At 64.4% G+C, this 14502-nt stretch carries 15 protein-coding genes; 6 read left to right on the top strand and 9 right to left on the bottom strand.

What is annotated here, in order from left to right:
- The first annotated feature begins 579 nt into the window (after nt 1–579).
- The 4 genes from MKK62_RS14025 (at nt 580) to MKK62_RS14040 (ending at nt 2777) form a co-directional block, all read left to right on the top strand.
- Entirely contained in the window at nt 580–825 is a 246-nt protein-coding gene (locus MKK62_RS14025; RefSeq protein WP_240260358.1) for a type II toxin-antitoxin system VapB family antitoxin, read from the top strand.
- Nucleotides 822–1229 carry a type II toxin-antitoxin system VapC family toxin gene (locus tag MKK62_RS14030; protein ID WP_240260356.1) on the top strand — a complete coding sequence of 136 codons (408 nt, stop codon included), beginning with the start codon at nt 822–824 and terminating at the stop codon, nt 1227–1229. The genes MKK62_RS14025 and MKK62_RS14030 overlap by 4 nt, the downstream gene beginning before the upstream one ends.
- A 124-nt stretch (nt 1230–1353) precedes the next feature.
- Nucleotides 1354–2232, top strand: coding sequence for an alpha/beta fold hydrolase (locus MKK62_RS14035; RefSeq protein ID WP_240260354.1), 879 nt, complete (start codon nt 1354–1356; stop codon nt 2230–2232).
- Nucleotides 2233–2261: 29 nt separating this feature from the next.
- Nucleotides 2262–2777, top strand: coding sequence for a nitroreductase family protein (locus tag MKK62_RS14040; protein ID WP_240260347.1), 516 nt, complete (start codon nt 2262–2264; stop codon nt 2775–2777).
- Nucleotides 2778–2796: 19 nt separating this feature from the next.
- Here the strand turns inward: MKK62_RS14040 and mycP are convergent, their stop codons facing one another.
- From mycP to MKK62_RS14070, 6 genes are all read right to left on the bottom strand, one after another.
- Nucleotides 2797–3816 (bottom strand): type VII secretion-associated serine protease mycosin, encoded by a 1020-nt coding sequence (gene mycP / locus MKK62_RS14045; protein WP_240260342.1) that lies wholly within the window; start codon nt 3814–3816, stop codon nt 2797–2799.
- A gap of 485 nt (nt 3817–4301) precedes the next feature.
- Nucleotides 4302–5591 carry a cytochrome P450 gene (locus MKK62_RS14050; RefSeq protein WP_240260335.1) on the bottom strand — a complete coding sequence of 430 codons (1290 nt, stop codon included), beginning with the start codon at nt 5589–5591 and terminating at the stop codon, nt 4302–4304.
- Nucleotides 5588–6496, bottom strand: a complete 909-nt coding sequence (locus MKK62_RS14055; protein ID WP_240260330.1) for an alpha/beta hydrolase fold domain-containing protein — start codon at nt 6494–6496, stop codon at nt 5588–5590. Before MKK62_RS14055 ends, MKK62_RS14050 begins: the two co-directional genes overlap by 4 nt.
- Nucleotides 6497–6500: 4 nt before the next feature.
- Nucleotides 6501–8327 carry an FAD-binding oxidoreductase gene (locus MKK62_RS14060; protein ID WP_240260329.1) on the bottom strand — a complete coding sequence of 609 codons (1827 nt, stop codon included), beginning with the start codon at nt 8325–8327 and terminating at the stop codon, nt 6501–6503.
- Nucleotides 8328–8337: 10 nt separating this feature from the next.
- Nucleotides 8338–9951 carry a benzoylformate decarboxylase gene (mdlC, locus tag MKK62_RS14065; protein ID WP_240260322.1) on the bottom strand — a complete coding sequence of 538 codons (1614 nt, stop codon included), beginning with the start codon at nt 9949–9951 and terminating at the stop codon, nt 8338–8340.
- Nucleotides 9952–9986: 35 nt separating this feature from the next.
- Nucleotides 9987–10814 (bottom strand): alpha/beta hydrolase, encoded by an 828-nt coding sequence (locus tag MKK62_RS14070; protein ID WP_240260317.1) that lies wholly within the window; start codon nt 10812–10814, stop codon nt 9987–9989.
- Between the two features lie 112 nt (nt 10815–10926).
- On the opposite strand from MKK62_RS14070, the gene MKK62_RS14075 reads away from it, so the two are divergent.
- Both MKK62_RS14075 and MKK62_RS14080 read left to right on the top strand, forming a co-directional pair.
- Complete coding sequence (locus MKK62_RS14075; RefSeq protein WP_240260316.1) at nt 10927–12132, top strand: PucR family transcriptional regulator; 1206 nt, start codon at nt 10927–10929, stop codon at nt 12130–12132.
- A 121-nt stretch (nt 12133–12253) separates the two neighbouring features.
- Nucleotides 12254–12784 (top strand): hypothetical protein, encoded by a 531-nt coding sequence (locus tag MKK62_RS14080; protein ID WP_240260315.1) that lies wholly within the window; start codon nt 12254–12256, stop codon nt 12782–12784.
- A gap of 127 nt (nt 12785–12911) precedes the next feature.
- Here MKK62_RS14080 and MKK62_RS14085 read toward each other — a convergent pair whose 3' ends face one another.
- The 3 genes from MKK62_RS14085 to MKK62_RS14095 are packed head-to-tail and all read right to left on the bottom strand — an operon-like array spanning nt 12912 to nt 14457.
- Nucleotides 12912–13406 (bottom strand): barstar family protein, encoded by a 495-nt coding sequence (locus tag MKK62_RS14085; protein ID WP_240260314.1) that lies wholly within the window; start codon nt 13404–13406, stop codon nt 12912–12914.
- A 50-nt stretch (nt 13407–13456) separates the two neighbouring features.
- A complete protein-coding gene (locus MKK62_RS14090; RefSeq protein WP_240260313.1) occupies nt 13457–14035 on the bottom strand; it encodes an ATPase in 579 nt (192 codons plus the stop codon).
- A complete protein-coding gene (locus MKK62_RS14095) occupies nt 14032–14457 on the bottom strand; it encodes a ParD-like family protein (RefSeq protein ID WP_240260312.1) in 426 nt (141 codons plus the stop codon). The genes MKK62_RS14090 and MKK62_RS14095 overlap by 4 nt, the downstream gene beginning before the upstream one ends.
- Between the last annotated feature and the right edge of the window lie 45 nt (nt 14458–14502).

Genomic DNA, 14502 nt, shown 5'->3' on the forward strand with positions numbered 1-14502 from the left:
GAAGTGGTCGATGCGGAGCGCGTGCCCGAGCCGCCCATTTCGCGGCTCGGCGTGGCCGGGAACGACATGCCGCGCCCAAAGAAGACGGACGACGCTAACAACGAGTCGGCACCGTTCAGCGAGCGAAGGGTGCTTAAGCCGCCGGTTCCTCTGTCGTACGACGCCGCGTCTGCGGAGATGCGAGCATCACGACTGCGAGCAACGTCTCAAGGTCGTCGTGCCCGCCGTCGACCGAGATGACATTGCAAGTTGTCGTGCAGCGGCTTGGCGACCATGCTTTGTAGCTCTGTTTGTATCAACTGGCGTAACTTTATCTCCGTATTGAGTTGCGCTGCAGGTCAGCGGCCTTATCGAGAGGAATGACATTGCGAGTAGTCGCGTACGTGAGAGTGTCGTACTGCCGAACACGGTCAAGATCAGTTGTCGTGCGTGCTGATTGCTCCGTGCGGTGTTCGGGTTAAGAAGTTTCTGGCTAGTCGACGAACTTTGCCGCCGTCGTCGAGGACTTTGAAGTCGAAGTCGACCGCTCGGTATGAAAACTATATGGCTGGTACCCAATTGATGGTATAAAGGTACCTTATGGCATTGAACATTAAAGATGTGTCGGTGCACGAAGTGGTCAAGCAGATCGCGAAGCTCACCGGCGAGTCCCAGGCGCAGGCTGTTGCGACTGCGGTCAGGGAACGCCTCGCGCGACTGCAGGGCGACGACCTTGCGGCCCGCCTCCTTGCCATCGGTCATAAGACCGCGAGTCGGATGAGCCCCGAGACCAAAATGCTGGATCACGACACGCTGCTCTACGACGGGCGCGGGCTGCCCGCGTGATCGTCGATACGTCAGCGATCATCGCGATCCTTCGCCAGGAAGACGACGCCGGGATCTTCGCTCAGGTCATCGCGCACGCTGACACCCGAAGGCTCTCTGCGGCAAGCTATCTCGAATGCGGGATCGTTCTCGATTTCCAGCGAGATCCGATCGTCAGCCGAGCTCTCGACGCACTCGTCGAGGAGGCAGGTTTCGTGATTGAGCCGGTGACGGAACACCAGGCCCGCCTGGCGCGGCAGGCCTACGCAGATTTCGGCAAAGGACGCCACGTGGCCGGGCTGAACTTCGGCGACTGCCTCGCATACGCCCTCGCGCTCGACCGACGGGAACCCCTGTTGTGGAAGGGCGACGACTTCGGTCACACGGGTGTCGAGTCCGCTCTCGTAAAAGAAGCCGGGTCCTGAGCTGCGGGCAGACTCCTCTGTCCCGTCCGTCGTCGCGGTTGTGACCCATCCCCACAAACCCAACCCACTGCGTCCTGTGTCATGACCACGCCCACCGCACGCCAGAACGGGGTATACCTCGTCGATGACTGACGTGAAATTCCTCGAGCTGCACGGCGACAAGGTTGCCTACCGCGACGAAGGCAGCGGCGAGGCGCTGCTGCTGATCCACGGCATGGCCTCCAGCTCGGAGAGCTGGCGGGCGGTATTGCCGCAGCTAGCGAAGAAATACCGGGTGATCGCCCCCGACCTGCTGGGCCACGGCCAGTCGGACAAGCCTCGGGTCGGCGATTATTCGCTGGGCGCGTTCGCGGCGTGGTTGCGCGATTTGCTCGACGAACTCGGCGTCGGCCACGCCACCGTGGTCGGCCATTCGCTCGGCGGCGGCGTGGCCATGCAGTTCGTCTACCAGCACCCCGATTACGTCAAGCGACTGGTTCTCATCAGCAGCGGCGGTCTGGGGTCTGACGTCGGGCTGATCCTGCGGCTGCTGTCGGCGCCCGGAGCCGAGCTGGTGTTGCCGATCATCGCGCCTAAACCCGTGCTCACCGTCGGCAACAAGCTCCGGTCGTGGCTGAGTTCAGCTGGCATACAGTCGCCGCGCGGCGCGGAGATCTGGCGCTCCTACTCGTCGCTGTCGGATTCTGCGACGCGGCAATCATTCTTGCGGACGCTGCGATCGGTCGTCGACTACCGCGGCCAGGCGGTCAGCGCGCTGAGCAAGCTCGGCCTGCGCGAGCACCTTCCGATCATGGCGATCTGGGGCGAGCAGGACGACATCATTCCCGTCAGTCACGCCTACGCCGCGCACGAGGCACGCACCGACGCACGACTCGAGATCCTTCCCAACGTCGGTCACTTCGCTCAGGTCGAGGCACCCAATGCCGTGGTCGAGCTGATCGAGGACTTTATCGCGACCACCGACGTCAGTGCCGCCAGCCCTGTCCGGCCTAGCGTGGAGTAGACAACCACACCTCCGACGGGAGCAACCTCATGGAAACCTGGGATGCGATCCAGGCACGACGCAATGTCCGCCAGTACAAGCCCGACCCGGTGTCGGACGAGGACCTGGACCGCATCGCCGAGGCCGGCTGGCGGGCGCCGTCGGCGAAGAACCGTCAGCCCTGGGACTTCGTGATCGTCACCGACAAGACCCAGCTCCAAGAACTTTCGACCGTGTGGCAGGGAGCCGGTCACATCGCGGGCGCCCCGGCCGCGATCGCGTTCGTGATTCCCGAACCGCCCGACGAGCGTCGACGGGTCACCGATCAGTACGACGTCGGCCAGGCCACGATGGCGATGATGATCGCGGCGACCGACCTCGGCATCGGCACCGGTCACTCGTCGGTGGGGGACCAGGACAAAGCGCGTGCCATCCTCGGTGTACCCGAGGGCTACCAGGTCGCGTACCTGATGGGTGTCGGATATCCCGCCGACCGCCCACTCAAGCCGATCCGCAAACCGAGCCGCCGGCCGTTCGAAGAGGTTGTCCACCAAGGACATTGGTGATTCAGCGGAGCCAGTCGTGTTACGGCATCCACCGGGTCAAGGCAGCGACGGGATCGACGGTGCCTTGGCCTACTACGTTGTCGGGCCCGCCGTTCGGCGGTTTCGCCGTTTGTACCAGCTGGTCGATGATTTGACGTGAGGACATGCTGGGGTACTTAGCGCGCACCAGCGCTGCTACGCCGGCGACGGCCGCCGCTGCAAAGCCGGTGCTGATGGGAAGCAGTACCTGGTTACCGGGACCCTGGACGGCATTGATGAGGGTGTTGTCGCTGTTAGAGAAACCTTCGACATCTGTGCCGGGTGCGGCGATCGACACCCAAGGGCCGGCGACGCTGGAGGGGAGCGCCGCGTTGCTGTGCGCGTCGACACCACCAACGGTGAGCACATAGTCGCTGAACCAGCCGGGGCTGACAACCGTGTCGACACGCGACGATCGTCGCTTCGCACCAGAGTTTTGCTGACAGCCGGGCGCGCTGGTGTCGCCTGCCGCAGAGATGATGACCGCGTTTTTATCGATGGCGGCGTACCGCAATGCAGCGCCCAAGTCAGATTGCTCGATGATGTCGTCGGCGTTCATGCAGATCACCGACGAAATATTGATGACGTCGGCTCCCAAGTCCGCGGCATGAACGACCGCGCGAGCCAGCGTACGAATACTGGTCGACCTGGCGTGCGCAGACCAATCGTTGTGCGGCTTGGTCGGGGCGAACGCTTGACTCCACTGGCGTATGGAAATAACGGTCGCATCGGGTGCGATTCCGCTGAAACCGTCAGGTATTGGTGGATTCGCCGGACTGCCGGCGATCATCGAGGCCACGAGCGTGCCGTGCCCGTCGCAGTCCGCTAACCCGTCACCGTCCGCGGTCATGTAGTCACCGCCGCCGACTAGCCGCGGGAACCGCGGGTTCGGACGCACTCCGCTGTCGACGACCGCAACTTTGATGTTGTGGCCGCGGCTGTAATGCCACGCCTCGTTGATGTCGAGAGCGCGCAAGTATTCCGGCTGAGCCTGAAGGTCGCTGCCAGGCTGCACTTCCATGTCGGTGCATTCGCTCGACTGACGCAACGGCTCGAGCGGTGACGGCGGAGCGTCGGACGGCGGTGGAGTGGTATCGACATGCGGCGGCGCTGGATCGCTCCGGATGGGTTGCGGATTGCGTGGCGAAGCCGAAGTTGATGTGGGCGCGGCATGTTTCGATAACGGTGACCCATCCTGACAAGCGACCAAGCTGGCCACGATCAGACTCACCACAGCGATGAGACGGGCCGCCACCCGTGCTCCTAGTGGGTCGAACGCGATGCGGATCAACACGTCCGCAACCCCAAAAGACTGTGAGGCGAGCAAGCGTTTCGGCAGGGGCAGGGGAGCTGGCGTGCGGCGCCTCACTAGTCGGACGCTATCAGGATGCGGCGGTAGGGGATACTCACCTGATCAAAGCAAGATCTGCTCCTTCAGCAGAAGACAGTCAATCATCGCGCAACGCCGTGGGACTGCCGTTGTCCACTACGGAGATTGGTGACGCGTCAGCGGCGCGTCAATCGAAGACGAACGCGTGAGTTTTCGAGCGTGAGAGGCAGCGTTTCATGCGGGCTGAGCTTCACACCGGTCGCCGCCGGGTTGCGCTCGCTGAGCAACGCCGTCAAGACAGTGACGCCGATTCGCATCGCCAGGTCCGCTCCGGGACATGCCTGGGGGCCGTGACTGAAGAAGTTGAACGACCACGAGGCCCCGGCGGATCCCTGGGTCCACGCCGTCGGATCGAACCGATCGGCGTCTGGGAAACGGCTGGTGTCGCGGTGGTTGAAGGTGTTGACGATCATGACCTGTGTTCCCGCGGGCACGATCTCGCCGTTCCACTCGGTCGGCTCGGTAACAATGCGCGCCAAGGCGGGGGTGCTGGGCCACAGGCGCATCGCTTCCGATATACACCCGATGAGGTAGCTGTGGTCGTCGATCGCGTTCTGTGCGTTGCGGAGAACGTAGGGATGGGTGGCCAGCAGCGCCAGGCAACGCCAGAGATTGATGGCCAGGGTGTCGCCCATCGCGAACATCCAGTGGATGACTTGATGGGTCGGGTAGGTGATGTCGGAAGCGGGTGCCGCGGCGAATTGTCCGACCAGGCTGTGCGCGTCCGCGGCGTGAACGTAGCGGTCCAGCGCGGTCAGGAAGGTGTCGAGAAGCTCGGGGTCGCCCTTGCCGGGTGGGTTGGCCTTGGCCATCAGCGTCACGAGTTGCGCCGATAGCTGGTGGTCGTCAGTCGCGTTGTCGCCGAGAATGATTCGTCGCGCGATCCGCTGTATCACGCTGTGGAACTGTGGCCAGTCGAGGGTGTCGGGCATCGCTCGCGCTTCCTCGTCGGCGACGCTGTCGCAGCGGCCGGCGATCGCGCCGCTACCGGTGGCGTGCGCCACGACAGCCTCGGTGAAGTGGCGGCGGTCGGACCAGTGTTCGCCTCGTGAGATGGTCAGGGCGTGCGGCTGGAATCTGTTCATTCCGGAGAGCTTGGGCTCGGGGTCGGACGCGAAAGGCGCTGGCGCGCCGGACAGTACGACACGGATTTGATCGGGGCCGAAGACGAGCAGCGTGGGCTTGCCTCCGACTTTCACCCAGATCGGTCCGTCGCCGTAGCGCGCCTGCAGCGCGGCCAGCAGCCGGTGTGCCCGGCGGGCGACACCGGCCCGGTCGAGCCCGGCGGTGACCGCGGGCCGGCGGCTGAAGAGCCCCTCGGCCAGGTTGGGCAGTGCCACCAGCGTGGTGAAGCGCAGGCTTTCCAGCGCGGTGGTGTGCGGCAGGGCGGCTGTGCGACTGGTCAACGTTTGTCACTCTTCACGAGGGCGTCGATGTGGCTGAGCAGTGCACGGCGTGCGGGCTTGGCTTCGGGAACCGGCAGCAGCGGGTAGATGTGAATCGCCCCGGGCTGCTCGTGGTAGGTGATCCGGCCGACGCCGACGCTGGCCCGCAGCTGACGGCAGTCGGCGACGAAGATGTCGCGGTCGCCGATGTAGAGGTCGATGGGTGGAAGATTGTGCAGCGCACCAAAAATGGGGCTGACCCGGTAATCGTCCGCCGGTAGGTGCCCGGCCCAGACGCGGCCGCATTCGCGTAGGCCGGGAACCGCGAGCCAGGGGTCGCGCTTGGCGAGGCTGGGGATGGCGGGATTGGTCAGTGCGATGTCGAGCCAGGGACTGATCAGGGTGAGCCCGAGCGGCGGGGCGGCTCCGGCGCCGATGGTCGCCTGGGCCGCGGCGAGCGCCAGGCCCGCGCCGGAGGAGTCACCGGCCAGGTAGGTGGGCCCATCGTGGGCGGCCTGGTTGATCACCTGCCCGACAAAGTCGATCGCTTCGGCGGCATGGTGCTGCGGTGCGAGTCCGTAGAGGGGGACGTGTACGGGGCGCCGGGTCGCGTCGGCGATCGCGCAGACGAGTTTCCAGTGCGCGGGCTGGATTTCGTTGACGTAGGCGCCGCCGTGGACGTAGATCACCGACGGGCCGCGGGGCGATATCGGCTCGCCGCGCGCTGATTGCACTGTGTAGCAATCGAATCCGTTCACCGTGGCACTGGTCAGATGGTATCGACCCGACGTCGCGAGGCGAGAGGGCGGTTCCCCGCTTGGCTTGGGCCGATTGAGATAGGCGCGAGCGCTTCGCTCGGTTGCGTAGGTGCGGGGTCGACGGACGAGTCGCCCGTAGGTCGCGATGGCATGCATCTGCCAGGACATCGCTCTACCGTACGACGGCAATCTTGAAGACAGCGCTGGTGATGGTTCCGAATGCGTTTCTGCCGCCGATGAATAGCCGTTTGGTGTCGTAGCCCGCGACGTCTTTCATGTTTTGGCCGCCGAAGCGGGCCGCGGCGCCGTCGGGCAGGACGACCTCGACGCCGAGCAGTCCGTGGCGCACCTCGAGGCGTTCCTCGCCGGTCGCGTTGGCAATCAGTTCGCCGACGGTGCGGTCGAGGCCCTCGGTGGGGATGGCCGGGCAGGTCACGCCTTGCTCGTGGAGTTTGCGTGTGAGGTCGCCGAGGGTGACCGCGGCGCCGACCGTCAGGTTCAAGTTGCCGGTGTTGACCTCGACCGTGGTGTCGTCGCCGTCGGCGTGGGGCGCGGTGCTGGGGTGGCCCTCGAGTGCGGCGCGCACGGCGGCTTCGAATGCGGGCAGCGCGGGTTCTTCGGGTGAGGGTTCGGGCAGCATGATGCCGGGGTTGAAGGTCTGCGCGGGATCGAAGACCTGCTTGACGATGCGTTGCGCGGCGATCTCGACCGGGGTGAAGCGTTTGGTCATGAATTGGATCTTCTCGGTGCCGACGCCGTGCTCGCCGGTGATGGTGCCGTCCAACTTCAATGCCGCTTCGATGATTTCGTTGTTGGCGGCCTCCAATGCCGCGGCCGCGTCGGGATTCTCCTTGTCGTAAAACGTGGTCGGGTGCAGGTCCCCGTCCCCGGCATGTCCGGTCACTGCGATGAACAGCAAGGCGTCCGAGTGCCGGGTGGCGGCGTCCTGGATTGCCTGCTGCATCTCCGGAATGTGTTGGCGCGGAACGGTGACGTCGCCGATGAAGAAGCCCTTGCCGCTGTGCACCACGGCGTCCGGAGCGTGCAGGCGTCCGTACCAGAGCTTGGCGCGGGCGTCGTCGTCATCGGCGCGGCGCACCTCGGTGGCGTGTTGCCGCAACACCTTTTCGACGATCGCGCCGTCGCGCTCGACCTCGGCGGCGGTCCCGTCGACATCGATGAGCACGATCGCGTCGGCGTCGGTGGGATAGCCGGTGTCGGTGAACTGCTGCAGGCCGTTGATGCCGGCCCGGTCGAGCCATTCGACAGCCGCCGGCACGGTCCCGGTCTGGATGATCGCAGAGATGGTCTCGGCTGCCTCCCGGGCGGTGGTGAAGCTGCCCATCAGGCTGCGAGTGACCGGCGCAATCGGGCGCAACGCGACGGTCGCCTCCGTGAGGATCGCCAGCGTGCCTTCCGACCCGATCAGAATCCCGAGCAGATCCGGGCCGTCGTCGGCCGCGCTGAGGTTGACCACGGTGCCGTCAGCCAGAACCGCCTCGACACCGAGGACGTGGTTGTAGGTCACGCCGTATTTGAGAGCGTGCGGCCCACCGGCGTTTTCGATGATGTTGCCGCCGACGCTCGCCAGATGCGCCGATACCGGGTCGGGTGAGAACACCAGCTTGTGCGGCGCGAGCTGCTGCTGCAGGTCGAAATTGATGACACCGGGCTGGACCCGAGCGGTGCGAGCTGTCGGGTTGATGTCGAGAACCTTATTCATCTGCGTCAGGTCAAGCACCGCACGGTCCGCGGCGGCCATGACCCCGGCACTGCAATTCGACGCGCCGGCGCGGGTGACCAACGAAACGCCACGCTCGGCAGCAACTTTGACGGCGGCGACGACGTCGTCACGGCTGCGCGGGCGCAACACCAGACCGGGCTGCTGGCCGAAACCCCAATAATCTTTACTGTTTTCGGCCAGCGTGGCCTCGTCGGTGACCACCGCGTCGCTACCCTGAAGTGCCGCGGCGAACGCCGCAACGATCGTGTCATCCACCAGATGTCTCCTAGCTGCCGAATCCACCGGGCACGGGTGTCGTGCGGGCGTTGATCAGGGTGGGACGGTCGCGGTCGGCGATGCCGGCTTTGACCAATTCGAACACCTCGTCAGAGCTGTGTGCTTCGTGGGCGTCGACGCCGTAGCTGGCTGCGGTCGCGACGATGTCGAGGTCGGGGATGTCGAGCCCGGGCACGTTCGGGGTCTTCTCCCAGACGCCGAACTCTTTGACCACGCCGTATTCGGCGTTGGACGCCACGACGATGGTGAGCGGAACCTTGTAGCGTGCCGCGCTCCACAGCGCGGTGATCGCGTAATGGATGGAGCCGTCACCCATGCACGACACCACCGGACGATCGGGAGCCGCGACTTGCGCGCCGACCGATGCCGGCAGGCCCCAGCCGAGTCCACCGCCGGCGGCCGACAGATGTGAGCGCGGATTGCCCGGACGGATGCTGTCGGTCATCGCAATCTCGTTGCTGCCGGCTTCACTGACCCACAGCGTGTCCGCGGGTGCGGCGTGAGCGACGGCGGTCCACAGATCCGCGGGCTTGAGCGGTACCTGCTCCGAGACCCGTTCGGGGGCCGCAGCGCGCGGCGCGGGCGCGGAGCGCTGGGTGGGTTTCACCGCCGCCGCCAAAGCTTTTGCGGCGGTGCGAATGTCGGCGACGATCGCGTCACCGACGGGCGCGCGGGCGGCCTCGTCGGGATCGTTGGTGATCTGGATCAAGCGAGCACCCTCAGGCAGGTAGGGCCCTGGCACCAGCGGGTAGTAGCGGAACACCGGCGTCCCGATCGTGAGTATCAGGTCGTGGCCGGCGAGAAGTCCGGAGATCCAGCCCGCCCCGGGCGGCAGCGCGCCGTGGTAGAGCCGGTGATTCTCCGGGAACCCGCTCCAACCGGTCAATGGTGCGGTGAACACCGGTGATTCGGTGCGCTCGGCCAGCTCGATCACCGCGTCGTAGGCGTCGTAGCGGTCGATATCGCCACCCACGACGATCGCCGGCGACGTCGCTGCGTCGAGTTGGGCGCCGACCTGCTCGGCCAACTCGGTCGGGAACCCCGCCGCGTGGGTCACGGTGCGATCGCGCACCACCGCGATGTCGGCGAGCTGGTCGTCGGTCAGCTCGATCGGCATGTCGTCCATCGGCAGCGAAACGAACACCGGGCCCATCGGCGGGGTGGTGGCCAGGTGGATGGCCCGGGCCAGTACGGCGGGGGATTCGCTCGCAATTGCGGGTTCGGCCGCCCACTTGATGAACGGTCTAGGCACCGTGACGGGTTCGTGGTTGGTCAGCAGGCAGTACTGGTTTTGCATGTTGCGGCGCTGGTTGCCCGCGGTGATGATCAGCGGCGTCTTGTTGACGTAGGCGTTGTAGATCTGGCCTTGTGCGTTACCCATGCCCGGTGCGGTGTGCAGATTGACCAGGGCGGGACGGCCGGTGACTTGCGCGTAGGCGTCGGCCATGCCGACCGGGATCATTTCCTGCAGGCCCAAGAAGTAGCGGAAGTCGTCGGGAAAGTCTTGCAGCAGAGCTAATTCCGACGAGCCGGGGTTGCCGAACCAGGTGGTCAGATTGTGTGAGCGGAACAGGTCGAGGATGGCGTCGCGCACTGTGGTCATGGATGGCCGTCGCTTTCATGCAGGTAAGAAGAGAGTTAGTCGAGTTCCCCGGGCACGGGGTTCAGCGCCCAGCTCAAGGCGAAGTCGGCGACTTCTTCCCATCCCGGTGCGCCGCAGGTGAAGTGGTCTCGCTCAGGGAAGAGCTTGTAGGCGGCGATCGCGGCCGAGTGCTTGGCGTTTTTCGCGTAGTTCTCGTGCTGCACCGCGGGCGGCAGGATGTGGTCGTGACCGCCGGCGATGAACAACAGCGGCGCGCGGTCGTCGTTGGCGAAGTTGTAGGTGGTGGCCGCGTGGGGCGTGACGTTGGCCAGGCCGCCCTGGAACAAGATGCGCGCCGGCACCGGAACCGCGTACCGCTCATAGGCGATCGCGGAGTCGGCTTCGGTGAGTGTGTTGGTGAACGCGTAATGGAATTGCTCGGGTGTGATGGGCACCGCGCGGTGCAGGTTGGCGGGGTTTTTCAATACCGGAAATGTAGCCCGGACCTCCGAGAACGGCAGAGCTTTAACGCCTTTGACGGTGGCACCGTCGATCGACACCCCGGCGCGCCCGTAGCCGGCGTCGAGCAGGAGTTGGACGAAGGTGCCGCCGAAGGAATGGCCCATCAATATCGGTGGCTCAGCGAGTTCGTCGATGATTTCGGCGAGATGGTCGAACACCTCCCGCACCCCGAGGTCGGCCAACGGCTCGGGGTTCTCCCGCAATGCCGCGACTCCGGCCGGACCGGGGGCTACGCCGGGGTAGCCCGGTGTGAGGACGGAGAAGCCGCGAGCGCGGTAGTGCGCGACCCAGTCCTCCCACGCAAACGGTGTCATCCACAGGCCGTGGACCAAAACGATGGTCTGCTCAGGGGCGGCGTTCATGACATGAATCGTGCTTGCCGGGCGTGGGCTTCACAATGAACGGCAGCCCAAAGTCGTGATCGCGAACCTTGTGCCCACGCACAACGACGCGTTGCGCTCTACGATTCGATACATGTTGCAGCAGCGACCGTCGACGGTGCTCGTCGATCGTGTGCGGCAACGTTCGGACGAGATCGTGACGAAGGTGCTGACTCTGCTTCGCACGGAAGTCCCGGACTACCTTCCCAGCAGTGACGACAGCGGCGAATCTGTCCGCGACAACATCGCCGATTATCTGGAAGAGATGCTCGACTGGATTGACCGGGGTGCTGAACCCGGCCATCCCAGTTTCGATTCCGCCATTCGTCATCGTGCTAGCCAAGGTCTGACGTTGTCGAATCTGTTGCACGCCTACCGCCTAGGGGCGGCAGCTATCTGGGACGAGCTGGCACGCCTCGCGGGCACCGGCGAAATCGATAAGGAAGCCCTCATTGCGGCGACACCGTCTATCTTCGCCTGGATGAACACCAATTCGCTTCGCGCACACGCGGTTTTCCGCGAGATCGACATCCGCGACGCGCGACGCAACGAGCAAGTGCGCGCGGCGTTGCTTGACACGGTGCTGTTCAACGAGTCCAGCATGGGAGCGCCGTTCTGGGATGCGGTCGCTGCCCTCGGCCTGCCGCGAACAGGTCAGCTCTCCATCATTGCGGCGACCAGCGCGGAGCCTTCAGTCCAGCATTCGCCTCCTGACATCGAAACGCTGATCTCGGCGCACCCGGCTGTTTACGACTCGTGGTTTCGCCTCACGTCGCATGCGCAGTTGGGGGTCGTGTCGATTCGGCCGAACCGCGCCGACGCTCTCGACGGTATTGCCAGCGATATCTGCGCCGACATGCCCGTCACGATCGGCCTCAGCGGCCCCTTTACTGACATCGCTGACTGCTCGAAAGCACGCGCCCAAGCTCAAGTCGCCGCGTCGGCGTGCTCGGCCGCACGCCCGACTGTTCGCTACGACCGGGATGTCATGGCGGTGTTGCTCGCGAGCTCGCCGGACGCTGCCGCATCGGTAGTAACAGCCACTCTGGGGCCGTTACTCGAATTGCCGATTGAACGGCGCGAACCAATCCTCACCGCGGTCGACACCTGGCTACGGCGCGGCCAGTCCGTCGCGGCTACCGCCGACGAGCTGCACTGTCACCGCAACACCGTCAACTACCGGTTGCGCCGATTCGCCGAACTCACCGGACGGCCGCTGGACGACAACATCTGGCTGGCCCAAGTCGCGCTGGCGCTGGAAGCGGCGCGCGGTCAGGAGAGCAACCGCGTGCTGAGCTGAGCGGTGGAGCGAATGTGCGAGGCTGCGCAGCCGGATTGCAAGGCAACCAAGGTGAATATGGCCAGTCGGCAGTGTGAATTGCCTGCATAAAATCGGTGGTCAACGTCGTTACAGTTGAGTCGTGACGAAGCCGGATCATGCACTGCGCCTAACAGGTGACACCCTTGTGCATCTTGCTGACAGCACGTACAGCTTTTGCAACTTACTGAGATTTGAATTCGACGGACAACCTTCGGCTGCCGAATTGATCGACGCCGTCTTGCGTCACCCTCGTTATCACGACATGTTCATCAGTCCATGGACCGGACCGGCGAAGGGCGTACACGGTCCCTACCGGCTGGAGACGCTTACAGTCGAGGGATTTCGTCCGTGCTCGGCGTCCGAGGCGTTACAAGTCCTCCACGATTGGATGGCAGATCCCGAAGTCGACGCCACATTCATTGCGGAAATACGCGAGTCGCACGAAATCGTGGCGGCGTGGACCAGTCCGCTGGTCATTGGTGCAGACGAGATCTACCGACTTGTCGTGCCTCGTGAGGGCAACGAACACGAGTGCGGCTGGATCTCCGGAATGGGCTTTGGATTCCACGAGTTGATCACGATCGACCGTCGCACCAACGTTCTCCACGTCATTGTTGCGACCGACGACTAGGCACCCCCACCCGGCATCACGCCAAGGGATTGCTAAGTACGCGCGTGGGGCATCGGTCGTATGCTCGATCATGCTGTGTGGCAGGGACGTTGCTCGCCTCAGCGCAGTCCGTCTTCGCTGGCAGTGCTTAAAGACCGCGTTTACTATCCAACCACTCGTCGCGATTCCACTGCGGTTCCGTGGCACCCACCGGTGCTAACTGCAGGCCGGGATCATCTGACTGCACAAGGCAAATCAAATGATCGCCGACGATCAGTGCGTCCCGCTGGTTTAGGGCATAGATGTCGAGTAGGTGATGAGCCGCTTCGGGATACCGGGATGCGAAGGTGTCAAACCGCCTGAGCGCCAACACCACTCTCAACGTGCCGGCAGGCAGGTCTTGATCAAGAGCCCGCATATCACTCAAGCAGTCGTTGAGCGCAGACCAGTTGTGCCCGTAGTGCCGAGGGAAATCGAACATTTGAGCCAGACCGTCATGCATGTGGGCCACATCTACCCAGGCTGACGTGTCGGCAGTGAGTATGCGATAGCCAGCGTTACGCAACGCATCGATATCTCGGTCGATCGCGGCCGGCCGAAAGTACAGATTGACCGCCGATCGCAGAAGCTCGGCGCCATACACACCGCCACTCTATAAGGGGGGGTATGTATGGCGAATCCGTCCATCTGGCGCTAGGCCTTGCAGACTTCTCGAAGTACGGCAGGTGTCCACCGCGGCCAGGCCGGCGAGCCGACAAGGAAGCCATCGTTGATTTGCGCGACGATTCGCGGGCCCTTGATTCCGCTGCTGTCATACACGGTCGCCGAGTCAGAACGGGTCATGGCGACAGCGACAAACCCCCAAAGACGTTGATAGCGTTCGCGAATCTTGTCCTCGGGGACGCTGTGTCCGCCGGCGGCAACCCGATGCCGGACGCGCTCGACCGCAAGCTCCTCGGGAATGATCAGAACATGCAAGACGATGGTGTAATGCGCTGCCCGAGCGGCGTCGACCAGTTCTACCTTCGACGGATGGGAGAACACCGTCTCGGCGATGAACGACACGCCCAGCTCGATGAGCTTGGTTCGCGTCGCCGCTGCGACCCGCGCGGCGTCGTAGGAATGCGCGGCCGGATCATCGGGCCAACGCTGCTTGGCGATCTCGTCGGCGTTGACGAATGGGCTGCCCGGCAGCAGCGGTGCGAGCGTAAGTTCGACGAACGTCGACTTGCCGGCGCCGTTGGGTCCGACGACAAGATCAAGCCGCTTCATCGCTTCGGCGCAGGCTTCGCCTTCCTCCGACGAGGTTGGTTCGCGGACAACACAATTGAGGAGCCGTCAGGCCTGTGCTCGACGATGTCACCTTCGTCGTCGAGAGCCACAGTGGTGATGCCCCGCGCAGCCAGGACTTTGCCGTAGTCCGATGCCGCGAGATTCTCTTGGATGGAGGCCGCAATCTCAGCGTTGAGCACGACGCCTTCTTCGACGCTGAGTTCGCGAAGTTCCAGTTCGCCGGCCAGCGCTGCCTCAACCCGTCGTCGTGCCGCCGTCTGTTGCGTCGACACCGCGCGTCCCACGCGGGCCCAGTGGTCCAGCTGCTGCTTGGCCGAGCGGCTCTGTCGCGCGCCCTCAGCGGCGGCGCTGTCCATGAGATCGGCCGCGACGCGAGTAACTCGGTCCGCGATGTTCGTCATGAGTGCTCCTGATGTAGCAGACTGCTACAAGCGTAGCATCCTGCT

The sequence above is a fragment of the Mycobacterium paraterrae genome (assembly GCF_022430545.2).
GTDB classification, from domain to species: domain Bacteria; phylum Actinomycetota; class Actinomycetes; order Mycobacteriales; family Mycobacteriaceae; genus Mycobacterium; species Mycobacterium paraterrae.